This is a genomic window from Streptomyces sp. NPDC048483, assembly GCF_040651455.1.
Lineage (GTDB): Bacteria > Actinomycetota > Actinomycetes > Streptomycetales > Streptomycetaceae > Streptomyces.
In genome coordinates, this window is the sequence record NZ_JBEZJZ010000018.1 from 38,682 (window position 1) to 61,812 (window position 23,131).

The window sequence follows — 23,131 nt, forward strand, 5'->3', positions numbered from 1 at the left end:
GCCGCCAGGACGAAGGGCCGCTCCCTCGCGGATGCGGCCCTTCGCCCTGTGCGCCTGCCGTTACGTCACGCGGCCGCGGCGCCGTCCGTGGCGTCCGTCTTCCGGCGACGGACGACGAAGACCGCTCCCGCGCCGACGGCCATGGCGATGCCGCCCACCAGACCGATGGTCGGCAGCGCGGAGGAGGAGCCGGTCTCGGCGAGCTTGCCGGTGGCCGGTATCTGCTTCAGCTCACCCTGCGGAGCGGGCTTGTTGCCCTTGGCCTTGCCCGGCTTGCTCTTGGCCGGCGGCACGGAGCCCGGGTGGCTGCCCGCGACCAGGATGTCGAAGTCGTACTCCGCGACATCCGAGAAGCCGCAGACGTCGTCCTCGTTGTGGTACGCGCCGATGGTGAACGCGAAGCCGTAGCTGCCCGGCGTCCTGGCGTCGACCTTCAGGCGCAGCTTGGCGTCGGCGTACTCACCGGGCTTGAGGTCGTCGATGGAGGCGAAGTAGCCGTCCTCGTCGGTGATGGCCTGCCAGGAGCCGGCGTCCTCGTCGAACCACTGCACCGTCAGGTGCCGGGAGACATCGTCGAAGTTGCCGTTGCTGATGCCGGCCAGCGCGACGTACGCGTCGACCGACTTCATCGCCTTGTCCGACGTGTTGGTGGCGCGGAAGGTGAAGTTCTTCCAGCCGGAGCCGGCCACGACCTTGCTGGGCAGGCCGCGCAGCTCGGTGCTGATCGCCATCTCGTCGGACTCCTCGGCGCAGGCCGGCTCGTCGTCGGGCTCCTCGGTCGGCTTCGCGGTGGGCTTGGCCGAGGTGGAGGGCTCCGGAGTGGTGCTGGGCGCGGTGTCGTCGCCTGGGGTGGACGGGGCGGTGGGCTCGGCCTCGTCACCGTTCCCGGTCTCCTCACCGGGCTCGGTGTCGTCGCCGGGCGGGGTCTCCCCGCCCGGCTGGGTGGTGTCGTCGGTGGTGGGGGTCTCCGACGGCGCCGTGGTGTCGTCGCTCTGCTCCGGGCCGGGGGTGGCCGGCGTCGGGTCGGCGCTCGCGCTGGACTCGGTGTCGGTACCGGTCGCGTACGCGGCGGGGGCCGCCATCAGGGCGGCAGGGGCGATGACGGCCGCAGCGGCAGCGGCCGTCAGGGCACGGCGAAGCTTCATCGAGAAGACCTCTCGGGTCCAAAGCGCCGCAGGGGCGGCACAAGTGGGTGCGGGCCGTCGCGGTGGGGCGCGGTATGGCCGTGCGATTGCAGGTACATGACCAGCCATGGCCGAAAAAGGTTGTCCGCCGCACAGGGGATGCCCAGTGATGCCCGTCACATCTCTCACAGGCGCCACACAGGCAACACATAGACAACACCCAGGCAATACACAGACAGCGCGCGGCCGACGGGACAGGGCTCGCGCAGTCGCCTCGTCGTCGGTGCTCAGCCGCCGTACGGGCCGGGCACAGCGAAGGGCCCCGGGTACCGTCCGCGAGGGGGGGAGTGCGGACGGCCACGGGGCCCTTGGCTTTCGGTGTCGGCGTCAGGGCAGCGCCGGCACCGACGGGCGGCGCTGGGGGGGGGGTAGCGCCGCTGGCTATGGGGTGGTTCGGGATGGTGCGGGCCGCGCTGTGGTCGGACCAATGGCAATGCCGAGGGCCGCACCAGGCGCGGTAAGTGGTACGGCAAGCATCGTCCTGGATGCGCCTCACCCGGCGCAACCGTTTCGACCGGATGCGGTCGGTCCCGGGCGTCCCCAGGACCGACCACCCCATCGGATGTGACCGGGCTGCTGTCCCCTGCTGACCGGCCACGGCACCGGAACGAGGTCCCACGACGCGGACCGCGGCAAGCGGCCGGCGTCTCATCGCTCCGGTTTTCCGCCCGTGGGGCGGCGTCTACGCGTAGTCCTGCAGGCCGCGCCTGGCTGGCGTGGCACCGGGAACAACGAAGCCCCTCGGCGGCCGGTCACGCGCCGTACGGGTGAGTCGGCAACCGAACTCAGATCCGGCCGCTGCGCCGGGCGCGAGCCCTGGCACCACGCGCCCGCGCCGACCGACGGAATCCGGCCATGCGCCGGCCCTGCCCACCTCGGCCCTGCTCGCCTCGGCCTTGCCCGTCTCTGTCCTGCCCGTCTCAGATCTGGCCCCGGGACAGCTCCAGCAACGTCATCGCCAGCGCGGTGCCCGGCTTGCCGAGCTGGTTGCGGTAGTGCTCGAGGATCTCCATCTCGCGGGAGAGGTTCACCCGGCGCCCGCCGGAGGCGATGCGCTCGCGCTGGATGACGGCCGAGACGGCCATCCGTTCCTGTACGAGGCCGATGATCCGGCCGTCGAGATCGTCGATCCGGCTGCGCGCGTCGGTGATCAGCCCGGCGGCCTCGGGGGTGCGGGCGCCGGTGTCCGGGGCGGTGGGGGTGGCGGTCGCGGTCTCGGTGCTCATATCCGTATCTCCTGGGGTGGGTGTCCCCGGAGCCGACATGATCCCGAACGCAGGCGCCCCGGGCCTTGTCGGCCCGGGGCGCCTGGGAAGTTGCTTGTCAGTTGATCAAGCAGCACGACCATGGCAGCCGGACGGGCCGGTGCCATAGGTAAAGACGAAGGTCAGCTGCTTGGACATGGCGCCAAGTATGAGCCCGTTAGAATCGAAAGTCCAACCCCTTGTTCCACCGCCGGAAGGCCGCCGAAGTGTCATCAGGACCCCCTGCCGCCGCCCCGGACGTCGTCCTCGTAGTCGACTTCGGTGCGCAGTACGCCCAGCTCATCGCCCGCCGCGTCCGCGAGGCCAGGGTCTACAGCGAGATCGTGCCGTCCACCATGCCGGTGGCCGAGATGCTCGCCAAGAACCCGAAGGCGATCATCCTCTCCGGCGGTCCCTCGTCGGTCTACGCGGAAGGGGCCCCCAGCCTCGACCGCTCCCTGTTCGAAGCCGGTGTCCCGGTCTTCGGCATGTGCTACGGCTTCCAGCTGATGGCCACCACCCTCGGCGGCACCGTCGACAACACCGGCGCCCGCGAGTACGGCCGTACGGCGCTGTCCGTCTCCAAGCCCGGCTCGACGCTCTTTGAGGGCACCCCGGCCGAGCAGTCCGTCTGGATGTCGCACGGCGACGCCTGCTCCGCCGCCCCCGAAGGCTTCACGGTCAGCGCGTCCACGGACGTGGTGCCGGTCGCCGCCTTCGAGAACGACGAGAAGAAGCTCTACGGCGTCCAGTACCACCCCGAGGTGCTGCACTCCACGCACGGCCAGCAGGTGCTGGAGCACTTCCTCTACCGCGGCGCGGGCATCGTGCCGAACTGGACCACCACCAACGTGGTCGAGGAGCAGGTCGCCGCCATCCGCGAGCAGGTCGGCGGCAAGCGGGCGATCTGCGGGCTGTCCGGCGGCGTGGACTCCGCGGTGGCCGCCGCCCTCGTACAGAAGGCCATCGGCGACCAGCTGACCTGCGTCTATGTCGACCACGGCCTGATGCGCAAGGGCGAGTCCGAGCAGGTCGAGAAGGACTTCGTGGCCGCCACCGGCGTCCAGCTGAAGGTCGTCGACGCCCAGGAGCGGTTCCTGAACGCGCTGGCCGGGGTGTCCGATCCCGAGACCAAGCGGAAGATCATCGGCCGCGAGTTCATCCGCGTCTTCGAGCAGGCCCAGGCCGAGATCGTGGCCGAGGCCCCGAACGACCACCCCGTGGCGTTCCTGGTCCAGGGCACGCTCTACCCGGACATCGTCGAGTCCGGCGGCGGCACCGGCACCGCCAACATCAAGTCGCACCACAACGTCGGCGGGCTGCCGGACGACATCGAGTTCGAGCTCGTCGAGCCGCTGCGCCAGCTGTTCAAGGACGAGGTCCGGATGGTCGGCTCCGAGCTCGGCCTGCCGGACGAGATCGTCCACCGCCAGCCGTTCCCCGGCCCCGGCCTGGGCATCCGTATCGTCGGCGAGGTCACCAAGGACCGCCTCGACCTCCTGCGCGAGGCCGACGCCATCGCCCGCGAGGAACTCACCGCGGCCGGCCTGGACCGCGACATCTGGCAGTGCCCCGTGGTCCTGCTCGCCGACGTCCGCTCGGTGGGCGTCCAGGGCGACGGCCGCACCTACGGCCACCCCATCGTGCTCCGCCCGGTCTCCTCGGAGGACGCGATGACGGCGGACTGGACGCGGATGCCGTACGACGTCCTGGCGCGCATCTCGACCCGCATCACGAATGAGGTCGCGGACGTCAACCGCGTGGTGCTGGACGTGACCAGCAAGCCGCCGGGGACGATCGAGTGGGAGTGATCCCCGAGTGATCTCCCGCTGACGTGAACGAAACGCCGTCGCTCATTCGTTTGAGTGGCGGCGTTGTCGTTTGCCCTCGCTACGCTGGCGCTACGGCCCAGAATCCCGTCCATGGGAGGACTTATGACCGCTGAGACCGCGCACCACTGGCCGGTGCCGCCGCAGGACGGTTACACCGTGGACGACCTGCTGACGCTGCCCGACCTCCCGCCGCACACGGAGTTGATCGACGGGAGTTTGGTTTTTGTGAGTCCGCAGCGTGTTTTTCACAGCGACGCGATCGACTTGCTGGTGAGCGGGCTGCGCTGCACTGTACCGCCAGAGCTGAAGGTCAAGCGCGAGATGACCGTGGTGACTGACAGGCGCAACGGGCCCGAGCCGGATGTCTCGGTCGTCCGTGCCGAGGCCGTGACTAGTCGCGAGCAGACCTATTTCGAGGTAGCAGATGTTGTGCTCGCTGTCGAGGTGGTCTCCCCGGAATCCGAGTCCCGCGACCGCAAGCGCAAGCCGCACCTGTATGCGGAAGCGGGCATCCCGCACTTCTGGCGGGTCGAGATGGCTGGACATAACGAGCGCCCGGTCATCTACGTCTACGAACTCGACCCTGAGAAGAAGGTGTACAAGGCTAACGGCATGTACCACGACCGCCTCAAGCTCCCCGCCCCGTACGACATCGACATCGACCTGACCGCCATCGACGAGCTCTGAGGTTGACGCCCCACTGTGCGCCACACATCATGGATTCCGAATAGCGGCAGATGGATTCCATTCTGTGGAAGTTAGTGAGTGTGGCGCAATGAGCACCATTGCCTTCATCGGCCTCGGCATCATGGGCAGCCCCATGGCCGCGAACCTCGCCAGGGCCGGACACACCGTGCTCGGCTGGAACCGCAGCCCCGGCAAGGCGGACGCGCTGATCGCGGCGGGCGGCACGGAGGCGGCGTCCATTGCGGAGGCGGTGCGTGACGCGGACGTCGTCATCACGATGGTTCCGGCGTCCCCGCAGGTCGAGGCGGTCGCGTACGGGCCCGACGGCATCCTGGAGAACGCCCGGGCGGGCGCGTTGCTCATCGACCACTCCTCCATCACCCCGCAGACCTCCATCGACCTGGCCAAGGCCGCCGCCGACAAGGACATCCGGGTGCTGGACGCCCCCGTGTCGGGCGGTGAGGCGGGTGCCGTCGAGGGGGTTTTGTCGATCATGGTCGGCGGTGACCGGGCCGACTTCGACGCCGCGCGGCCGGTCCTCGAGGCCGTCGGCAAGACCCTGGTGCACTGCGGCCCGCACGGGGCCGGGCAGACCGTCAAGGCCGCCAACCAGCTGATCGTCGCCGTCAATCTGCAGGCCGTCGCGGAGGCCGTGGTCTTCCTGGAGAAGTCCGGCGTCGACCTCGCCGCCGCGCTGGAGGTCCTGGGCGGCGGACTTGCCGGTTCCGCCGTCCTGGCCCGCAAGAAGGACAACCTCCTCGCCCGCGACTTCACCCCCGGCTTCAAGCTGGAGCTGCACCACAAGGACATGGGCATCGTCACCGACGCCGCCCGCACCGTCGGCGCCCCCCTCCCGGTCGGCGCCGTCGCGGCCCAGCTCATCGCGTCCGCCGTGGCCCGCGGCGACGGCGCCCTGGACCACTCGGCGCTGCTGCGCGGGGCGGAGCTGCTGAGCGGCTACGGCCAGGAGTAGCCCCGCAACATGCCCGTCAGCGCCGGGAATTCCGCGTCGATCGAGGCTGCGTCCCGATCCCAGGGGGAAGGGGCGATGCATGGCGACATGGGGGCTGATCATCGAGATGACCGTGGGTGCGGCGGAGCGCAAGCGCGTGGAGGCATATGTCCTGGCGCATGTGGAGGGCGCGCGCGAAGAGGCTCTGGCGGAGCTGGAGAGGCGCGCCCGGAGCTTCAGGCCGGAGCACCCCAGAAGTCCCAAGCGCCGTCGGCTCTTCCGGAACGGCGACGGCTTCCTGCTGGTCAGCGATGGCGCCTTGCAGTCCTACAGCGTCCGGTTCACCCTCGCGGAGCTGCTGGACGACACCGCCGCACCGGCTGAACCGGCGGCCACACGCGAGGTCGAACCGGAGCCTGCGGTGCCGCCCCCGCCCTCGCCCCCGTCGGAAGAGCACTACGCGGACGGGGTGCCCGTGAAGCCGGCGTGGCTGGGACGCATCGATCTGCCCTGACGGCCGTTCAGGCAGGGGCCGGAAGGGCGAACCGCACGCCGGTCAGGCGTTCCGACAACTCCCACAGGCGGCGGCCGGTTTCGGCGTCGGCCGCCGCGGGGGACAGCTGCACTTGCGTCGGACCGCCGCGCAGCTCGGCCAGGCCGTCCGGACCGATGAATTGACCGCTCTCCACATCCGGGGCGGTCGCGGCGTACAGCTGTGGCAACGCGCCACTGGCGGGGGCCTGGGCGAACAGCGGGTTGCCGATGCGGCCGAAGACGACCCGCCACAGGCCGATCGGCGCGCTGGTCTGCAGGTTGGTGGCGGTGTAGCCGGGATGGGCGAGCACGCCGCGCACCGGGCTGCCGGCCTCGGTCAGCCGGCGGTGGAGTTCCTGCCCGAAGACGGCATTGGCGAACTTCGACTGGTTGTAGAAGCCCATGGGCGAGTAACTGCGCTCGCCGGTGAGGTCATCGAAGTGGAGGCGCCCCTTGCGGTGGTTGACCGAACTCACCGTGACCACGCGGGGGTCGCGGCCTGAAGCCAGCAGGTCGAGCAGCAACCCGGTGAGCGCGAAGTGGCCGAGATGGTTGCAGGCGAACTGCACCTCGTGGCCCTGCGCGCTCAGCGACCGGGGCGGCGCCATCACGCCGGCGTTGTTGATGAGCACGTCCAGCCGCTGATGGTCGGTGTGCAGCCGATCGGCGAAGGCCCGGACCGAGTCGAGATCGGCCAGGTCGAGGCGGCGGACTTCGAGCCGGGCGCCCGGCTGCTCGGCGGTGATCTCCGCGGCCGCGCGACGCCCCCTTCCCTCGTCGCGCACCGCGAGGATGACGTGCCCACCCCGGCGGGCGAGGGCCCGGGTGGTCGCCAGGCCGAGGCCGCTGTTGGCCCCGGTGACGACGGACACCCGGTCGGACTGGTCCGGGATCTGCTCGACAGTCCAGCGCTGCTCTTGTGTCATGCGGCACACGTTGCCGCGTGTGTCACTCGGTGTCAAGACGCTACCGAGTGCCATGCGTGGCATGGCGCTACCATTGCCCGGTGACCTCCCGCCCTGAAGTGAGCCTGGCCCAGCGCAAACGTGAGCTCGTCGCGAACGAACTGACCGAAGCGGCGCTGCAACTGCTGGCGCTGAAAGGGTTCGACGCGGTCACCATCGACGAGATCGCGGCCTCCGCCGGAGTGTCCAAGCGCACGTTCTTCCGGTACTTCGCGTCCAAGGAGGACGTGGTCGTCCAGTTCCTGGCCGATATGGGCACCGGCATGCGCGCAGAGCTGGCGGCCCGCCCCCTCGGGGAGCGCCCCTCCGTGGCGCTGCAGCACGCCGTCTCGGTCCCTCTCGCCGCCTGCGCCGACCGCTCCGACCACGCCGGCAGGGCGCTGCGAGTGGTTCAGCTGATTCTGCGGACCCCCGCCCTGCGCGCACGCTTCCTGGAGCGCCAGGCGCAGTGGCGCGACGACCTGGCGGCGGAGTTGGCGCGCCGCCTGGAGCTCGACACCGAGACCGATCTGTACGTGCAGCTGGCCGCCGGGATGGCGCTCACCGCCTTCGACACCGTGCTGCAACGGTGGAGCGGCAGCGACGGCGCCGAGGACCCCGCCGTACTGACCGACCGGGCCTTCGCCGTCATCGCCCCGGCGTTGGACACCGGCGAACGGCGGGGTTGACCCGTACGGGCCAGGTACACGCTCGCCCCGACGGTCCGGCGTCGCGGGTGCCGCACCTGCCGACCGACCTTCGACCCGTCGGTCCGCACGCGCGGCTCAGCGGTTGGCTACGGCGGTAGCCAGGCGTTCCAGTGTGGTGGTCATGGCCGGGCCCATCCGCTTGGGGTAGCCGGGGAGTTCGATGACCAGGCGGGGGAGCCGGGCGCGGGACCAGTCGTAGGTGTGGGTGACATGGGTGGTGGCCCCGGTGGCGGCCAGTTCGTAGCGCCAGCGCTGGCCGCCGACGAGCCGACGGCCGCGGAACTCGCCCCATGTCTCCCAGGCGATCAGTCGGTCCTTCTCGTACTCCACCACGACATTCACCGACCGGTACGGGATCCGCCCCTGCCGCATCCCCATGCTGAACCGGTCGCCGGGGCCCAGGAGCGACGGGCCGTCGGGCCGGCCGCGCAGCATGCCCGAGCCGTCCAGTTCGGCGTGCCGGGCGGGGTCCCGGAGGACGGCGAAGAGCTGTTGCGGCGTGCCGTCGATGTCCCTGGTGACCGATATGGACCTCATGTGTCGCCTCCGGTGTCGGGCGTTCGTCGATGGAGCCGGGACCTCATCATGCCGGTCCGGGCACTGCTGCCCGTCACAGCCCTGGCCCTCTGAAGTACCGGAGGGTAGCTTCCGCCCGTAGGGGGAGCGCCGTAAGCCGTACGTGCGAGACAGGAGAGCCGCGATGCCCGAGCCGACGCCCATACCCACCGAACTGCTGCAGTTCGCGATGCCGCCGACGCATGAGAGCGTCGACGATGAGCGGCGGTACCGCAAGGAGCGCCTGGTCGCGGCGCTGCGCCTGTTCGGGCGCTTCGGCTTCGAGGAGGGCGTGGCGGGACATATCACCGCCCGCGACCCGGAGTTCACCGACTGCTTCTGGGTCAACCCCTTCGGGATGTCCTTCAAGCACATCACGGTGAGCGATCTGATCCTGGTGAACGCGGGCGGCAAGGTCGTCGAGGGCCGCTATCACGTCAACCAGGCGGCGTTCGCCATCCATTCCCAGGTTCACCAGGCCCGCCCGGACGTCGTGGCCGCGGCCCACAGCCACTCCACGTACGGCAGGGCGCTGTCCTCGCTGGGGGAGCTGCTGGACCCGATCACCCAGGACGTCTGTGCGTTCTACGAGGACCATGCGCTCTTCGACGATTACACGGGCGTGGTCGTGGACGAGGAGGAGGGCCGTCGGATCGCCGCCGCGCTCGGGCCGCACAAGGCCGTGATCCTGCGCAACCACGGGCTGTTGACGGTCGGCGACTCGGTGGACGCGGCGGCCTGGTGGTTCATCACCATGGAGCGGTCGTGCCAGGTGCAGCTGACCGCGAAGGCGGCCGGCAAGCCGGTGCCGATCGATCACCACAATGCGGTGCACACGCGCGAGCAGCTCGGTAATGATCTCGTCGCGTGGATCAATTACCAGCCGCTGTATCAGCAGATTGCGCGGAGCGAGCCGGATCTTTTCAACTGAGTCCGAGTGCCCTGCAGGCCGGGGGAGCGGCCCGCAGGGCAACGGGTCAGGGGCGCCGGGTCAACGGCACCGGATCAGCGGCACCGGCTCACAGGTGCGGGAACAGGTCCGTGAGGGCATCGGACCCGGCCGAGATGCCCCGGCTGAAGGGTGCGTCGAAGTCCCACACCAGGAACAGCAGGAAGGCGATCAGCGCGCTGAAGAGCCCGGCCATCAGCAGCTCACGTGCCGAGCGCCGGATCTGGAGCGTGAAGATCAGGCCGATGGTGATGGCGGCCCCGGCAATCAGCCCGAACCACACCACCCCCGGCAGCGTCGAATCGGCGGCGTCCGCACGGCTGTTGCGGGCGTCGTCGGCCGCGCCCACCTGGTCGACGAGCGGCTGGTAGGACTGCCCCTCGTAGTCGTTGCGCGGGTGGTAGTCGATGACGTCGCTACGGACCTTGGCCAGCAGGTCCGTACCGCGCTGGGTGAGGTGCTGCTGGTCGGCCATGACCGGCCATTCCTTGTGGACGACGTAGCTGACGTACGCGTCGACGTCGGAGCGGATACGAGCCCGCACGGGCGCCGGATACGCCGCCGCCCGCGTGCTGACCTCGTGCAACGCCTGCGCCTCGGTCCGTACGACGTCCTCGGCGGCGCTGCGGGCCTCCCAGACGCCGGCGATGGCCAGGCCCAGGACGATCGCGTAGACCACCCCCACCATCATCGTCATGTATTCGATGACATCGGGTGTTTCGGACGGGTCGTCGTCCTCGCCGATCCGGCGCTGCCTGAGAACCGTGATGGCCAGGACGACGCCGCAGGCAGCGGCCATGGCGATGGTCAATACCAGCCATTGCGACATGGAAACCTCCTACGAGGAACGGCGCCCGGCGGAACCGGACGAGGAGCTCGAACGGGGACGGAGCGCGGCGCCGGCCAGCACGGCCGGGGCGGTGACCAGCAGGGTCCTGGTCACCATGGAGCGCCCGGCGCGGGGCTTGTGGGTCACCGGGGGGCGGCTGTGCGGCAGGGCGGCGGGGGAGGGCTTGGGAGGGTTCGGGGCACGTCGGGGAGTCACCTTCGGGGGCGGCGGCGGGTCGGTGTGCCGCGGTGGCGGGGGAGTGGGCCGCGGCGTTGGCGGCGGCGGCTTCGGAGGCGTTGCGGCACGCGGCTTCCGGGGAGCCGGTGCCGGGGGAGGCGGCTTTGGCGTCGGGGTGGCCGACGTACAGGGGAAGTGCCAGCCGCGCGGCATCGGCCATGCGGTCGGTACGTGGACGGGTGGGCGTGTCCCGGCATAGGCGCAGTTGTCGCCGGCGCCCGCGCCTTGGCTGACGACGGTGCGGTGGCTGACGACGGTGCGGTGGCGAGTGACGGGATGGGGGCTGGGATGAGTGACGGGATGGGGGCTGGGCTGGGTGAGGTGGTTCGTGGGGCGGTCGTGAGCGAGTGCTGAGGTGGCCGGGGCCGCCAGTACGGCGATCCCGAACGGCACGGCGAAGGCGGCGGTCGCGAGACAGGCCGCGAGCCGGCGTGATCGATCTATTTCCCACACGCCGGAGAGCCTGCACGGGCGGGGCGCGGCTCAGCCGTCGATCTCCGCCGGTTCCCTCGAAGGTGGTAAGTGGCGCATATGCGGGCGTACTTGACGTTGTGGTGCGTCCCGTACGGACCGGGGCCCCCGCGTCAACCCTGCACGGGCCCGCGCCACCCCGCGCCAACTGGCCGTTTGGTAGGGGGACCCGTCATCTGAGGCACAATTCCCGTCCAGGAACGGCAAGTTGAAGACAACCGCCGCGGCTGGGGCAGGAACCCGCCGCGGCGACAACGATGGCGACGATGACGATGACGATGGTGCAGGGCGGTAACGGACGTGTCTGTTGAGGCGGCGGGCAGGGTGGCCGGAACGGGCGAGCCGGAGGGCGGCGGAGCTTGTCTGTGCGGACAGTGCCCGCACGGCGCCCGCGCGGGGCATCGACAGGCGGTCGCCGCGTTCGTCGCGCTGCGCGAGGACTTCGCCGCCGGGCGGGGTGTACCGGCCGGGCTCGCCCATTCCGCCGGCGCCGCCCGGCAGTGGGTCTCCGACGAACTCACCCTGTCCGCAAGGGCACTGGCCGAGCGCGCCACCGCCGAAGGGATCACCTGGCTTGCGGTCGTACGGCGGCGGACCCTGCTGGTGGTGTGGGCCGCGGTGGTGGCGCTGCTGCTCGGGCAGGCGCTGACCGCCATCGGGACAGGCTGGACCGTGGCCCGTACGGCGGGGCTGATCGCGGCCGTCGTCCTGGCGCTCGTCCTGACGGCGGCGGCCTGGCGGCACCGCGCGCACGGCGGCGCGGCGGCCCCGCTGATCGGCGAGGACCGCCGGCTGTCCACCTCGCGCGCGGTCGCGGCCGGGTGGGTGACCGTCGTGCTGTACGCGGTGCTGATGGCGGCCGTCCGGCTGGCGGCGGCCCGGTCCGGTGAGCGGCGCCGCCTCCTGGACGGCCTGGAGCTCCCGCACTCCGGTGCCCTGCTGGCGGTGGTGTTCTCCGGGTGCGCGGTGGCGGTGCTGGCGCATGCCCTGGTGGCCGTACGGGTCCGGACGGGGCGGTTGCAGAAGGTGCCCGCCGAGCGGCCGCGGGCCGCCGATCTCCTGGCGGACGACGCGGGGCGGGGCAGCTTCCCGGATGCGCAGTATGTGCTGATGAACGGTGCTGTGATGGGGTACGCGCTGGTGTGCCTGGCCCGGCGGCCCGGTCAACTGCCGGCCCTCCCTTGGGGGTTGGTGGGTCTCGTCCTCCTCTCCGGCGCGACGTATCTGGCCGCGAAGGCGGTGGCGGGCGGCCGTCCGGTCATTCTGTCGGTCGTCCGGTCCCGGGAGCTGGGCGATCTCGCGGCGCCCATCCGTACCGGCGATGACATCGAGATCCGCGGCACCGGCTTCGTCCCGCCGGGCGCCGGCGCACCGGACCGGCTGGCCCGTACCGTCGTACGGATCGGTGCGGTGCATGTCCCGGTGCCTCTGGTCCCGGTGGCGGGCGGCTTCGCCAATCCGACGGATGCGGTGCTGACCGTGCCGGTGCCGGTCGATGTGGAGCCGGGGCGGGTGGAGGTCCGGGTGGTCACGGCCGCGGGCGTGGAGACGGACGGGTATCCGATCGACGTCCAGGAGTGAGCCCCGCGGCGTGCGGCCGACGGGCTGCCTGTGGGCGGCCGGTGTGTGGGCGACGTGCCGCTTTTGGGCGGCCGGTGTGCGACTGACGGGCGGCTCGCGGGCGTCGACTGGTTGAACCCGATACCTATGTGCGTACGTACCTCCCCAGGAGGGCCGGGTGCAGGCACAATCGTCTGCGCCTGGTGCCAACGGAGAGGCGGACGTCATGGTGCACGCGAATCGTACGGTCGGTGCCGACTTGGGAGGGACGGGCGCCGGTGACTCCGGCACCGGGATGCGGGCGGGCCTGGCGCGCCAGGCCCTGCTCCCCTTGCGGCTCTTCCTGGGCATCACCTTTGTCTATGCAGGGCTCGACAAGCTGACGGACTCCGCGTTTCTGGCCGCCCGGGGGACCGGCTCGCTCGGCGAGATGCTGAGCCGGGTCCATGACACGGCGGCGCTGCCGGTGCTGGTCGACCTCGCCCAGAAGAGCCCGGTCGGCTTCGGCTATGCCATCGCCGTCGGCGAGCTGGCCGTGGGCATCGGGACGCTCGTAGGCCTGCTCGGCCGGCTGGCGGCGTTGGGTGGCGCGCTGATATCGCTGACGCTCTGGCTCACCGTGAGCTGGGCGACCCAGCCGTACTACTACGGCAATGACCTCGCCTACCTCATCGCCTGGATCCCGTTGGTGATGGCGGGCGCGCCGCGGTTTTCGCTGGATGCGGTGCTGCGGGTGCGGCGTAGTCGGCACGGGGCGCAGTTGTTCGGGTGAGGTGGTTGGCGGTCGGCGGTCGGCGGTCGGCGGTCGGCGGTCGGTGGTCGGTGGTCGGCTGGGTGAGGTGCCTGGTGGGCCGGTGGCCGGGCCGGGGCGGTGGGTCAGGCGTCGTGCGCCGTATGGCGGCGTGTGGTGGCCCAGATGGCGGCAGCGATGCCGGAGAGGATCAGGCCGGCGGGGAGGGCGAGGAAGAGCCAGGGGCCGGGGGCGTGCCAGATGCCGAGGGCATCGAGGCCGTAGCCGGTGCCTACGGCGGTGGCGGCGGCGCCCGAGATCAGACGGGCCGGTTCGAAGGGGTGACGCTTCATGGGGCGGCTCCCTGGCGGGGGGTCGGGACCGGGGGCGGGGCGGCGTCCGGGGCGGTGCGGATGTCGACCTGGCCGGCGCCGACCTCGAGCGTCAGGTCCAGCGCGCCGTGGGGCTTCTCGCCCTTCTTCAGGCCGGTGGCGGGCAGGGTGACCGTCCGCTCGCTACCGGCGGCGGAGAAGATGTCCTGATGCCTGGTGGCGTCGGTGGCCAGCCGGAGATGGCCGAGGCCGAGCGTGACATGGACGGTGGTGGTGACACCCCGCGGCAGTGTCACCAGGAGGCGACCGGCGCCGACCTCCGCACTGGTGCGGAGCGTACGGCCGTCCTTGAGTGACAGTCCGTCGAGTTTCAGCTTGCCGTCCCCGGAGCCGAGTTCGTAATGCGGCCGGACGGCGGCGACGGTGGCGGGGGACCAGGTGCGCTGCTGCCAGTCGGCGGTGATGTTGTCGGGCAGGACGGTGGCACCCGCCAGCAGCAGGGCCGTCACCACGACCATGAAGACCGTGCCGCCGCCCGTACGGCCGAACCAGGCGCTGAGCACCAGGCCCAGACCGAAGACCACCAGAGCACAGCTCAGGCCCGCTTGGAGCGCGGTGGCGAGGGTGTCGTGCCGGGATACGGCGAGGGCGGTGCCTGCACCGGCGAGCATCGCCAGAAGGAACGTCCAGCCGCCTATGGACCGCCCCCGGGGGCCGCGGCGCGGGGCACGGACGAGGCGGTCTGCAGGGGGCTGCGGGCGCCCTCCCACGGACCACTCACCGCGCTGCGCGGTGGCGCCGGGCACGCCGTGCTCGAATTCGTAGGTGATGTCGAACGGTTCGTGGACGGGGCCCCAGAGATAGCCCCGGCGCGCCATCGCCTCCTTGGAGCGCGGATCGCGCCACCACGACGGGGTGTTCGGCGCAGGCGGCGCCTGGGTCTCGGGTGGGGCGTCGGCGACGGCCTGGGCGGTCGCGGCGTCCACCGACTCCAGGCCCTCGGCCTCGGCCTGGCGGCGCCGGCGCGACCAGTAGGCGGAACCGGCCACGGCCAGCGTCAGCATGATGACGAAGGACATCGCGCTGCCCTTGCCGAGGGTCGTCAGGAACAGCCCGCAGCCGACCAGCGCGAAGAGCAGCGCGGTCAGCGCGGAGCCCTCGACCCGTCCGGAGAGCAGCCGGCGGCCTTCGTTCTCCTCCTGGCCGTCGAGCGGGATGAGCAGCCAGGCGAAGCCGTAGACGATCAGGCCGATGCCGCCGGAGACGGTGAGGACGGCCAGCACGATCCGGAAAATCACCGGGTCGAGATCCCACTGCCGGCCCAGCCCGCCGCACACCCCGGCAATCACCTTGTGCCGCCGGCTGCGGCGCAGCGGCGGATGCGGCGGGGCGGTGCCGGCGGGGCTGGAGGAGGCGGACGGCGCCGACTCCTCGACCGGTGCATCGTTCATGGACCCATGGTGACAACAGCGACGGACACCCGGCATCCGTGGGAACCCTGACAGATCCCTGAGATCACCCTGAGATGCAGCGCCGCACCGCCGGTGGGTCGCGACGCATCCGCGCGGCCGGTGCCGTAGCCGTCCCAGCGGTCGGTTTTTGACGTCCCGCGGGGGCTCCCCATATCCGCATATTCCCCCGAGACTTCTCGGAGACCGGAAATTGAGGCGCCGATGAGCGGCGGGCGAAGGCCGATCGGCCGGCGCCGGAGACTATCGTTGCGCCCTGGATACGTACGGGTTTCCGGAAGGGCGTGCGGGTGGTGGAGGCGGCGTCGGTGGACGAGGGGCGACTGGTCGCCGGGCGATATCGTCTGGTCGAACGGATAGGCCAAGGCGGTATGGGCACCGTCTGGAGGGCACGGGACGAAGTCCTCGGGCGCCAGGTGGCGGTCAAGCGTCTCCACGTGTCACCCCAGTTGGAGCCGGACGAACTCGCCACCCGCTACGAGCGCACCACCCGGGAGGCGCAGGCCGCGGCCCGCATCAACCACCCCAATGTGGTGGGGGTGCACGACGTCGTGGACGACGGCGGGATGCCGTGCATCGTCATGGAGTACGTGCCGTCCTCGACGCTGGGTGACGCCATCAAGGTGGAGGCGCGGTCGGGCCGTTCGCTCGCCCCGCGGGAGGCAGCGCGCATCGGGCGCGGCATGATCGCGGCGCTGCGGGCCGCGCACTCCGCAGGAGTACTGCACCGTGACGTCAAGCCGGGCAATGTGCTGCTCGGTAAGGACGCCCGGGTCGTGCTGACCGACTTCGGCATCGCGGTCGCCTCCGGCACCTCCACGCTCACCAAGACCGGCGAGCTGGTGGGATCCATCGACTACTTGGCGCCCGAGCGGGTCAAGGGCGGCACGCCGGGCCCCGCGTCGGACCTGTGGGCGCTGGGAGCGACGCTCTATCAGGCCGTCGAGGGTCGGCCCCCTTTCCGTAAGAACACTGCGGTGGAGACGGCGTATGCCATCGCCATGGATCCGCTGGAGCCGCCGCGGAATGCCGGGGCGCTGGCCCCGTTGATCGAGGCGCTGCTCGCCAAGGAGCCGGAGGACCGGCCGACGGCCGATGTCGTGGAGCAGGCGCTGCGCGCGGCGGAGGCGGAGGCGGACACGGCGCTGCTGGGCCGCGCCGCGCTGGTTCCGGGCGGCGCGGCCGACGGCAGGGAGGCGACATCGGGCGACGGGGCGAGCGCGGCTACCCGGCGGGTGGCGTATGCCCCTGAGCCGGTGTCGGGCCCGGCGGCCGGGCCCGTAGGGGACTCCCGTAGGCCGACCGGCCCCGCGCCCCGTACGGGACGCCGCCACGGCGTCGTGTGGGGCGTCGTGAGCGTCCTCGCCGCCATGGCCATCGCGGGCGGGACCCTCTACGCGACCGGTTACCTGGGCCCGTCGACGGACGAGGCATCGGGGAGTGCGCCTGCGGGGAACCACGCCACCAAGAAGCCGAAGCCCGGCGCGACCCCGACCAAGCTGCCGCCCACCCCGGACGGATATCACCGTGTCGAGGAGAAGGCCTACGACATTGCCTTTCCCGTCCCCGACGGGTGGACCCGCGGCGTGAAGCCGGGGCGCGATGAGATCAACTACATCGATCCCTCCGGGAAGGTGAACCTGAAGCTCAGCGTGCTGGACTTTGCCAGCTCGGACCACGTACGGCATTTTCGGCAGGTCGAGGGGCAGGTGAAGGCAATGGAGCCCACCTACGACCGGATGCGGCTGCAGGACACCATATTCCGGGGCAGTCCGGCGGCCATCTGGGAGTACAGATGGCAGGGCAGGGCCCGCGAATTCCGCGCCATGGACCTGGGGTTCGGACGCGAGGGGGAAAAGGAGTATGCGATCTACCTCTCCGCCCCCTACGACCGGTGGCAGCAGTACGTGCCGGTATTCACTGCGGTACGTGACGGGTTCAGCTACAAGTAACGCCTCATCCACTGCGCGGGGTCTCCGGTGCGCGCCGCAACTCGGACTGCAGCGGTACGTGTGACTCCCCGACCCTGAGGGCGAACTCCGGGTCCGATCAGGGTCGACCCTGATGTCCCGGGCCCGCGCGGCGTGTGAACATCAAGGACATGACCACCGCGCCACCCCGCGCCGAGACGGACTACGCACCGGCGCCGGATCCCGACGAACCGCCCGTGCGCAAGCTCTACCGCAGCGCCGACGGGCGGTTGCTCGGCGGTGTCGCGCGCGGGCTCGCGGGGCATCTGGGGCTGCCGGTCTCCTGGGTGCGGATCGTGTTCGTGGCCCTGTTCATGGCCGACGGCCTCGGCGCCCTGCTCTACGCCGCGTTCTGGTTCTTTGTGCCGCTGGGCGTCGGTGGCGTGGAGGCCCGGCGGCCCGCGGCGGCCGACGACAAACGCCGGCTGCGGACCCGCAGACCCGACAGGGGGCAGGTCTTCGCGCTGCTCGCGCTGCTGGTAGGCGCCTCGATCGTCGCCTCCCGGTTCCAGCTGGGGCAGGCCAACGGCTACCTCTGGCCGGTGCTGTTGATCGGCGCCGGTGTCGCACTGGTATGGCGCCAGGCGGACAACTCCCGCCGCGCGCAGTGGCTGGAGCTCGGGCGCCGCAAGGGTGTGCTGCCGGTGCTGCGCGGCGCGGCCGGAGTGGCGCTGGTCGGCGTCGGCGTGACCGGCATCGTCGTGCTCCAGGGCTCGGTGCGCAATCTCGGCTCGGTGCTGCAGGCCGCGCTCGCCGTCGTGGTCGGCATCGCGCTGCTGGCCGGCCCCTATCTCGTACGGATAACCCAGGACCTCTCCGAGGAGCGGCTGATGCGCATCCGCGCCCAGGAGCGCGCCGAGGTCGCCGCCCATGTCCATGACTCCGTCCTGCACACCCTCACCCTGATCCAGCGCAACGCCGACGACCCTCGGGAGGTGGCCCGGCTGGCCCGCGCCCAGGAGCGCGAGCTGCGCGCCTGGCTCTACAAGCCAGAGGGCCGCGGCAAGGAGGAGGACGAGGAACCGGTGACCCTGGCGGATGCGGTGCGCAAGGCCGCGGCCGAGGTGGAGGACCACCACGGCGTCCCGATAGAGGTCGTGGTCGTCGGCGACTGCCCGCTCGACGAGGCGCTGGGCGCCCAGCTGCAGGCCGCGCGCGAGGCGATGGTCAATGCCGCCAAGTACGGTGGCGAGGGCGGCGCGGTGCAGGTGTTCGCCGAGGTGGAGGGCCGTGCGGTCTTTGTCTCGGTGCGCGACCACGGCCCCGGATTCGACCTCGACGCGGTCCCCGCCGACCGGATGGGCGTACGGGAGTCCATCATCGGCCGGATGGAGCGCCACGGCGGCACCGCCCGGCTGCGCTCCGCGCCCGACGGCGGCACGGTCGTCGAGCTGGAGATGGAGAGGGAGCGGGAGGGGCAGCGCGGCGAGTGAGCCGGGCCGGCAGCGGGCAATGAGCCGGGCGGTGAGCGAGGGGGCCGAGTGGCGGGCGGAAGCGGCCTGGGGAAGCGGCCCGGGGAAGCGGCCCGGGGAAGCGGCCCGTACGGGTGGCCGGGGCGCGGGAGGATGACGGGCGGGGCATGACGGATCGTGAGGGACCATGACGCAGCGAACAGCAAGGGACGGACGGACGACATGAGCAGCGACGACGCCCGGCAGGGCGGCGCAGAGCAGGGCGAGGCCGGCGGCGCGGCGGACGAAGGGCGGACCGTACGGGTCGTGTTGGTCGACGACCACCGGATGTTCCGTACGGGCGTCCAGGCCGAGATCGGCCAGACCGAGCGCACCCGCCTCGAGGTGGTCGGCGAGGCCGCCGACGTCGACCAGGCGATCACGGTCATCAGCGCCACCCGCCCCGAGGTCGTCCTTCTGGACGTCCACCTCCCCGGTGGCGGCGGCGTCGAGGTGCTGCGCCGCAGCGCCACCATGATGGCCGACCCCGAGCGCCCGGTCCGCTTCCTCGCGCTGTCCGTATCCGACGCGGCCGAGGACGTCATCGGCGTCATCCGCGGCGGCGCCCGCGGCTATGTCACCAAGACCATCACCGGAACGGACCTGGTCAACGCCGTCTTCCGGGTCGCCGACGGGGATGCGGTCTTCTCCCCGCGGCTGGCCGGTTTCGTCCTGGACGCCTTCGCCTCCACCGACGCCCCGACGGTCGACGAGGACATGGACCGCCTCACCCAGCGCGAGCGCGAGGTGCTGCGGCTGATTGCGCGCGGATACGCGTACAAGGAGGTCGGCAAGCAGCTGTTCATCTCCGTGAAGACGGTGGAATCGCATGTGTCGGCGGTGCTGCGGAAGCTCCAGCTGTCCAACCGGCACGAGCTGACGCGCTGGGCGGCGGCCCGGCGGCTGGTCTGAGCGGCGCCGCCACGAGCCGCCAGGACGAGGGAGATGTCGGCCAGGACGAGGAAAGTGCCGTAAAGAAGGGCCAAAGACGGGCAACCAGGACCACGCGGATCGCCATCTAAGGGCGCGGAGAGGCTCACTGCCGGAGGCGGGGCCAGAACCACGGGGCCGGCACCACGCCCCGCCCCACGTCCTTCGCGTACATGTCCTGGAACGAGATCTCGATGAGCCTGACGGGCACGCCCTTCTTCCTCACCTCGCTCGCGCTGCTGATCACCGCCGTCGTCCTGCCGCTCGGCCTGTGGGGCCGAATAGCCGGCCCGCGCCTGATACGCACCCTCGCCCGGCTGCTGATGCTGCTGTTTGCCCAGGTCACCGCCATCGTCGTGGTCTTCGTCCTGGTCAACAACGCCAACAACCTCTACGACACCTGGGGCGATCTGCTCGGCACCGACAGCCATGTCCAGGCGGCGCAGGACCTCGGCCCCGACGGCATGGGCGGCCGGAAGATCAAGGACGAGCCCAAGCAGCTCCAGCGCTTCCGTCCGACGGGCGACCCGCGCATGGGCACCGGCGTGCAGATGACCGACCTCAAAGGCCGGATCTCCGGCGTCAGCGGCGAGGTCTACGTCTGGCTGCCACCGCAGTACAACGACCCCGCCTACCGGAACACGGAGTTCCCCGTGGTCGAGCTGCTGCCCGGCTACCCCGGCTCGGCCAAGGCCTGGTACGGGTCACTGCACGTCGGCGAGCAGCTGCGGCCGCTGATGCAGCGCGGTGAGATCAAGCCGTTCATCCTGGTGTCGCCCCGTACGAACATCCTCACCGGCGCCGACACCGGCTGCGTCAACATTCCCGGCAAGGTCAACGCCGACAGCTGGCTGACGGTCGACGTACGCAAGATGGTCATCGACAACTTCCGGGCCGGCGGCAAGCCGGACTCCTGGGCGCTGGCGGGCTATTCGGCGGGCGCGCACTGTGCCGCTAAGCTGGCGCTGGCCCACCCGGACCGCTATCGCGCCGCCGTCTCCCTGTCCGGCTACAACGACCCGGCGCTGGAGCCCGACTCCCTCGCCGGCAAGGACCCCAAGCTGCGCGTCGAGTCCAACCCGATGCATATCCTGAAGGCGGCGAACGCCACCGGTCGGCCGCCGCGTACCGCCCTGTACGTCTCCGGCGCGGCGGGCGACGGCTACCAGGCCGGCATCGGCCTCCGCCAGATCGCCAAGCCGCCGACGACGGTGACCGTGCACCAACTCGCGGCGGGTGGCGGCCACACCACGGCGGTGTGGCAGACCCAGGTGCCGGAGGTCTTCCGGTGGCTGGGCCAGCAGGTGGGTTCCTGACGGGGCGTCCCACGTTGTCGGCTTTCCCGCCGTGGGGGTTGCGCTTTGCCCGCCTTCGGCGGGCGGGGTGGGGGTTGGCCGACGCGGTCGCGTTTCTGGAGCGGTGGGTGCGACGTCAGGCTTCCAGGACTTCGTCCCTACAGCCTGCCGCCTCCCGTCCGTAGTCGACCTCCGGCCGGTGGGAGGAGGGGCACAGACGACGGCCGCCGGGTGCAGGGCATGCGCAACCTGCCACGCACCCTTTCCCGCCCACCCAGGGGTGGTCGCGAAACCGGCGGGAGGGGCCGGGCCGTAGGGACGAAGTCCTGGAGGACCGGCCCCGCACCCCACGACATCGCCCCGCGGCCAACCCCACAACCTCCCCCGATCCCGCCGAAGGCGGGCCCAGAACAACGGACGAGGCACGGCGCCGCACCCGGCAACGTGGGACGCACCCCGAAGGGACGGGCACCCGGCAACGTGGGACGCACCCATCAGGCAGGACGCGTCGCCGCCGCGAACGGCATTTCGTCGATGGGCGCGATACGGACCGGCGCCCCCGGATGCGGCGCGTGGATCATCTTGCCGTCGCCGATGTAGAGGCCCACATGGCTGATGCCGGAATAGAAGAACACCAGGTCTCCGGGGGCGAGTTGGGACCGGTCGATGCGCGTCCCGGAGCCGATCTGGGTGTAGGTCGTACGGGGCAGTGAGACGCCGCTGGACTTCCAGGCCGCCTGGGTCAGGCCCGAGCAGTCGTACGCGGCGGGGCCGGTCGCGCCCCAGACGTACGGCTTGCCGAGGGCGGCGTGGGCGAAGGAAACGGCCTGTGCGGCACGGGAGTTGGGGGCGGGGGCTGCGGCGGATCCGTCCGTCGGGGGCTCGTCCTTGGGCGACATCCGGCGCCGCTGTTCGTCCGTCAGCCGGTCGAGCAGCGCCTCGGCGGCGCCCAGTTTCCGCACGACCGTGAGGCGCTGCCGCTTCAGCGTGCCTTCGTGGCGCGCCAGCCGCTCCGCGGTGGCCTCGGCGCGGCCGCGGACCTGGCGGACGCTGCCGAGCCGGCGTGCGTAACCGGCCACCGCGTTGGCCTGGTGGCTGCCCGCGCGCTCCAGGACTGTGGCGCCGTCCAGATAGCGCTGCGGGTCGGCGGACATCATCAGCCGTACGGCCGGGTCCACGCCGCCCGAGCGGTACTGGCTCCCGGCCATCGTGCCCAGCTCCGCCTTGGCGGTGTTCAGTTTCTGGGTCCGGCGGGCGGCCTCGTCCTGGAGCCGGGCCAGCTCCGCCCGTGCCGCGTCGGCCTGTTCCTTGGCGCCGTTGTAGTGCTGTGTCGCCACCTCTGCCTCCTGGTACAGCGCATCGACCCGGCCCTTGACCTGGGCGGGGGTGGGGCGGGGAGCGGCCTGGCCGGTGCCGTCGAAGGCGGTGGCGCCGGCGGCGCCCGCCAGGGCCAGCGTGGCGGCCGTACGGCCGGTGCGGGAGCCGCCGGCGAGGGCCAGCGGGTGCTGCTTGGTCTTGCGGTGCGACGCCACTGGGGCCGTCACTTCCTTCCCTACGGGCCGGGCCGACCCGAGGACGCTAAACCTGCGGGTCACGGCGTTGCGCCCAGTTGCCCGGAATTGGCGGCTTTCGACCGGGGGTGATGGGTGACTGACCGTGCGGCCGCCGTCCACTGGGTCGCAAGGTGCCTGCCGTGACCGATGCGGCGATTACGGGCGCCCTGCCGGAAGGTGCGTGCTATGCGGTGGATACGATCCCGCACTATGGACGTAGTAACCAATATCTTCGTCGGCCTGCACATCGTCGGCATCGCCTCCCTCCTGGGCGGCTTCCTCACCCAGATGAAGGCGATGAGCGCGGGCACCGCGCGCTTTGTGCCGGCCATGCTGCACGGCGCGCTGACGATGCTGGTCACCGGCATCGTGCTGGTCGGGCTCAATCAGGCCCAGGACCACACCCTCAACAACATCAAGATCGGCATCAAGATGGCCGTCCTGGTGGTGATCCTCGCCCTGGTCTACGTCAAGCGGGACGAGGAGACGGTCGCCAAGCCGCTCTTCGGCGCCGTCGGCGGGCTCACGGTGGCCAACATCTTCATCGCGGTGCTCTGGACCTGAGGCCCCGGCGCCCGTACCGGCCCGTGCCTCCCGTACTGCCCGTGCCTCACGTACTGCCTGTGCCTCCCGTACATACAGCTCACCGCGCGGTCGTCCCGATGAAAGGACGGCCGCGCGGTGGCGTGTGGGGGGTGGCCGTGGGGGGTGGC

Annotated in this window: 22 protein-coding genes; 13 read left to right on the forward strand and 9 right to left on the reverse strand. The window is 71.3% G+C overall.

Annotated elements, in window-relative coordinates; genetic code table 11:
- Positions 1–65: 65 nt before the first annotated feature.
- Together AB0D04_RS12490 and AB0D04_RS12495 are read right to left on the reverse strand one after the other, a co-directional pair.
- Entirely contained in the window at positions 66–1,145 is a 1,080-nt protein-coding gene (locus AB0D04_RS12490) for an LPXTG cell wall anchor domain-containing protein (RefSeq protein ID WP_362702222.1), read from the reverse strand.
- 959 nt (positions 1,146–2,104) lie between these two features.
- Positions 2,105–2,410, reverse strand: coding sequence for a chorismate mutase (locus AB0D04_RS12495; RefSeq protein WP_362702223.1), 306 nt, complete (start codon positions 2,408–2,410; stop codon positions 2,105–2,107).
- A gap of 245 nt (positions 2,411–2,655) precedes the next feature.
- On the opposite strand from AB0D04_RS12495, the gene guaA reads away from it, so the two are divergent.
- The 4 genes from guaA (at position 2,656) to AB0D04_RS12515 (ending at position 6,413) form a co-directional block, all read left to right on the forward strand.
- Positions 2,656–4,239: a glutamine-hydrolyzing GMP synthase gene (gene guaA, locus AB0D04_RS12500; protein WP_362702225.1), complete on the forward strand. Its 1,584-nt coding sequence runs from the start codon at positions 2,656–2,658 to the stop codon at positions 4,237–4,239.
- A gap of 123 nt (positions 4,240–4,362) precedes the next feature.
- Positions 4,363–4,947: a Uma2 family endonuclease gene (locus AB0D04_RS12505; RefSeq protein WP_362702226.1), complete on the forward strand. Its 585-nt coding sequence runs from the start codon at positions 4,363–4,365 to the stop codon at positions 4,945–4,947.
- Positions 4,948–5,035: 88 nt separating this feature from the next.
- Positions 5,036–5,920 carry a 2-hydroxy-3-oxopropionate reductase gene (locus AB0D04_RS12510; RefSeq protein WP_362702228.1) on the forward strand — a complete coding sequence of 295 codons (885 nt, stop codon included), beginning with the start codon at positions 5,036–5,038 and terminating at the stop codon, positions 5,918–5,920.
- Positions 5,921–5,999: 79 nt separating this feature from the next.
- On the forward strand, positions 6,000–6,413 hold the full coding sequence (locus AB0D04_RS12515) for a hypothetical protein (protein ID WP_362702230.1): 414 nt from the start codon (positions 6,000–6,002) through the stop codon (positions 6,411–6,413).
- Between the two features lie 7 nt (positions 6,414–6,420).
- Here the strand turns inward: AB0D04_RS12515 and AB0D04_RS12520 are convergent, their stop codons facing one another.
- Positions 6,421–7,359 (reverse strand): oxidoreductase, encoded by a 939-nt coding sequence (locus tag AB0D04_RS12520; protein ID WP_362702231.1) that lies wholly within the window; start codon positions 7,357–7,359, stop codon positions 6,421–6,423.
- Positions 7,360–7,439: 80 nt separating this feature from the next.
- On the opposite strand from AB0D04_RS12520, the gene AB0D04_RS12525 reads away from it, so the two are divergent.
- Positions 7,440–8,066, forward strand: a complete 627-nt coding sequence (locus AB0D04_RS12525) for a TetR family transcriptional regulator (RefSeq protein ID WP_362702233.1) — start codon at positions 7,440–7,442, stop codon at positions 8,064–8,066.
- Positions 8,067–8,162: 96 nt separating this feature from the next.
- On the opposite strand, the gene AB0D04_RS12530 is transcribed toward AB0D04_RS12525, so the two are convergent.
- Positions 8,163–8,624, reverse strand: coding sequence for an SRPBCC family protein (locus AB0D04_RS12530; protein WP_362702235.1), 462 nt, complete (start codon positions 8,622–8,624; stop codon positions 8,163–8,165).
- Between the two features lie 163 nt (positions 8,625–8,787).
- Here AB0D04_RS12530 and AB0D04_RS12535 point away from each other — a divergent pair, with 163 nt between their 5' ends.
- Positions 8,788–9,573, forward strand: a complete 786-nt coding sequence (locus tag AB0D04_RS12535) for a class II aldolase/adducin family protein (RefSeq protein ID WP_362702237.1) — start codon at positions 8,788–8,790, stop codon at positions 9,571–9,573.
- An 88-nt stretch (positions 9,574–9,661) separates the two neighbouring features.
- Here AB0D04_RS12535 and AB0D04_RS12540 read toward each other — a convergent pair whose 3' ends face one another.
- Together AB0D04_RS12540 and AB0D04_RS12545 are read right to left on the reverse strand one after the other, a co-directional pair.
- Complete coding sequence (locus AB0D04_RS12540; protein ID WP_362702238.1) at positions 9,662–10,420, reverse strand: hypothetical protein; 759 nt, start codon at positions 10,418–10,420, stop codon at positions 9,662–9,664.
- A 9-nt stretch (positions 10,421–10,429) separates the two neighbouring features.
- Positions 10,430–10,567: a hypothetical protein gene (locus AB0D04_RS12545; protein WP_362702240.1), complete on the reverse strand. Its 138-nt coding sequence runs from the start codon at positions 10,565–10,567 to the stop codon at positions 10,430–10,432.
- Positions 10,568–11,428: 861 nt separating this feature from the next.
- Between AB0D04_RS12545 and AB0D04_RS12550 the strand changes: the two genes are divergently transcribed.
- The gene (locus tag AB0D04_RS12550) at positions 11,429–12,709 is read left to right on the forward strand and encodes a hypothetical protein (protein WP_362702242.1); all 1,281 of its coding nucleotides are present in this window, start codon (positions 11,429–11,431) and stop codon (positions 12,707–12,709) included.
- A 205-nt stretch (positions 12,710–12,914) separates the two neighbouring features.
- A complete protein-coding gene (locus AB0D04_RS12555) occupies positions 12,915–13,460 on the forward strand; it encodes a TQO small subunit DoxD (protein ID WP_362702244.1) in 546 nt (181 codons plus the stop codon).
- A 104-nt stretch (positions 13,461–13,564) separates the two neighbouring features.
- On the opposite strand, the gene AB0D04_RS12560 is transcribed toward AB0D04_RS12555, so the two are convergent.
- Together AB0D04_RS12560 and AB0D04_RS12565 are read right to left on the reverse strand one after the other, a co-directional pair.
- Positions 13,565–13,771 carry a hypothetical protein gene (locus AB0D04_RS12560; protein ID WP_362702246.1) on the reverse strand — a complete coding sequence of 69 codons (207 nt, stop codon included), beginning with the start codon at positions 13,769–13,771 and terminating at the stop codon, positions 13,565–13,567.
- The gene (locus AB0D04_RS12565) at positions 13,768–15,201 is read right to left on the reverse strand and encodes a PspC domain-containing protein (RefSeq protein ID WP_362702247.1); all 1,434 of its coding nucleotides are present in this window, start codon (positions 15,199–15,201) and stop codon (positions 13,768–13,770) included. Before AB0D04_RS12565 ends, AB0D04_RS12560 begins: the two co-directional genes overlap by 4 nt.
- A gap of 308 nt (positions 15,202–15,509) precedes the next feature.
- On the opposite strand from AB0D04_RS12565, the gene AB0D04_RS12570 reads away from it, so the two are divergent.
- From AB0D04_RS12570 to AB0D04_RS12585, 4 genes are all read left to right on the forward strand, one after another.
- Entirely contained in the window at positions 15,510–17,171 is a 1,662-nt protein-coding gene (locus AB0D04_RS12570; RefSeq protein ID WP_362702248.1) for a protein kinase, read from the forward strand.
- Positions 17,172–17,320: 149 nt separating this feature from the next.
- Entirely contained in the window at positions 17,321–18,622 is a 1,302-nt protein-coding gene (locus tag AB0D04_RS12575; RefSeq protein ID WP_362702250.1) for a PspC domain-containing protein, read from the forward strand.
- Positions 18,623–18,823: 201 nt separating this feature from the next.
- Positions 18,824–19,552, forward strand: a complete 729-nt coding sequence (locus AB0D04_RS12580) for a response regulator transcription factor (RefSeq protein WP_362702252.1) — start codon at positions 18,824–18,826, stop codon at positions 19,550–19,552.
- A gap of 212 nt (positions 19,553–19,764) precedes the next feature.
- Positions 19,765–20,886: an alpha/beta hydrolase-fold protein gene (locus tag AB0D04_RS12585; protein ID WP_362702324.1), complete on the forward strand. Its 1,122-nt coding sequence runs from the start codon at positions 19,765–19,767 to the stop codon at positions 20,884–20,886.
- Positions 20,887–21,359: 473 nt separating this feature from the next.
- Here the strand turns inward: AB0D04_RS12585 and AB0D04_RS12590 are convergent, their stop codons facing one another.
- On the reverse strand, positions 21,360–22,409 hold the full coding sequence (locus tag AB0D04_RS12590; protein ID WP_362702253.1) for a C40 family peptidase: 1,050 nt from the start codon (positions 22,407–22,409) through the stop codon (positions 21,360–21,362).
- A gap of 219 nt (positions 22,410–22,628) precedes the next feature.
- On the opposite strand from AB0D04_RS12590, the gene AB0D04_RS12595 reads away from it, so the two are divergent.
- Complete coding sequence (locus AB0D04_RS12595; RefSeq protein WP_362702255.1) at positions 22,629–22,982, forward strand: hypothetical protein; 354 nt, start codon at positions 22,629–22,631, stop codon at positions 22,980–22,982.
- Positions 22,983–23,131 lie beyond the last annotated feature (149 nt).

Coding starts and splice junctions, on each gene's coding strand:
- AB0D04_RS12540 (WP_362702238.1), bottom strand. CDS start 10,420: ATGTCGCAATGGCTGGTATTGACCATCGCCATGGCCGCTGCCTGCGGC.
- AB0D04_RS12575 (WP_362702250.1), top strand. CDS start 17,321: ATGACCACCGCGCCACCCCGCGCCGAGACGGACTACGCACCGGCGCCG.
- AB0D04_RS12490 (WP_362702222.1), bottom strand. CDS start 1,145: ATGAAGCTTCGCCGTGCCCTGACGGCCGCTGCCGCTGCGGCCGTCATC.
- AB0D04_RS12555 (WP_362702244.1), top strand. CDS start 12,915: ATGGTGCACGCGAATCGTACGGTCGGTGCCGACTTGGGAGGGACGGGC.
- AB0D04_RS12565 (WP_362702247.1), bottom strand. CDS start 15,201: ATGAACGATGCACCGGTCGAGGAGTCGGCGCCGTCCGCCTCCTCCAGC.
- AB0D04_RS12580 (WP_362702252.1), top strand. CDS start 18,824: ATGAGCAGCGACGACGCCCGGCAGGGCGGCGCAGAGCAGGGCGAGGCC.
- AB0D04_RS12535 (WP_362702237.1), top strand. CDS start 8,788: ATGCCCGAGCCGACGCCCATACCCACCGAACTGCTGCAGTTCGCGATG.
- AB0D04_RS12595 (WP_362702255.1), top strand. CDS start 22,629: ATGGACGTAGTAACCAATATCTTCGTCGGCCTGCACATCGTCGGCATC.
- AB0D04_RS12510 (WP_362702228.1), top strand. CDS start 5,036: ATGAGCACCATTGCCTTCATCGGCCTCGGCATCATGGGCAGCCCCATG.
- AB0D04_RS12530 (WP_362702235.1), bottom strand. CDS start 8,624: ATGAGGTCCATATCGGTCACCAGGGACATCGACGGCACGCCGCAACAG.
- AB0D04_RS12585 (WP_362702324.1), top strand. CDS start 19,765: ATGAGCCTGACGGGCACGCCCTTCTTCCTCACCTCGCTCGCGCTGCTG.
- AB0D04_RS12495 (WP_362702223.1), bottom strand. CDS start 2,410: ATGAGCACCGAGACCGCGACCGCCACCCCCACCGCCCCGGACACCGGC.
- AB0D04_RS12520 (WP_362702231.1), bottom strand. CDS start 7,359: ATGACACAAGAGCAGCGCTGGACTGTCGAGCAGATCCCGGACCAGTCC.
- AB0D04_RS12505 (WP_362702226.1), top strand. CDS start 4,363: ATGACCGCTGAGACCGCGCACCACTGGCCGGTGCCGCCGCAGGACGGT.
- AB0D04_RS12560 (WP_362702246.1), bottom strand. CDS start 13,771: ATGAAGCGTCACCCCTTCGAACCGGCCCGTCTGATCTCGGGCGCCGCC.
- AB0D04_RS12515 (WP_362702230.1), top strand. CDS start 6,000: ATGGCGACATGGGGGCTGATCATCGAGATGACCGTGGGTGCGGCGGAG.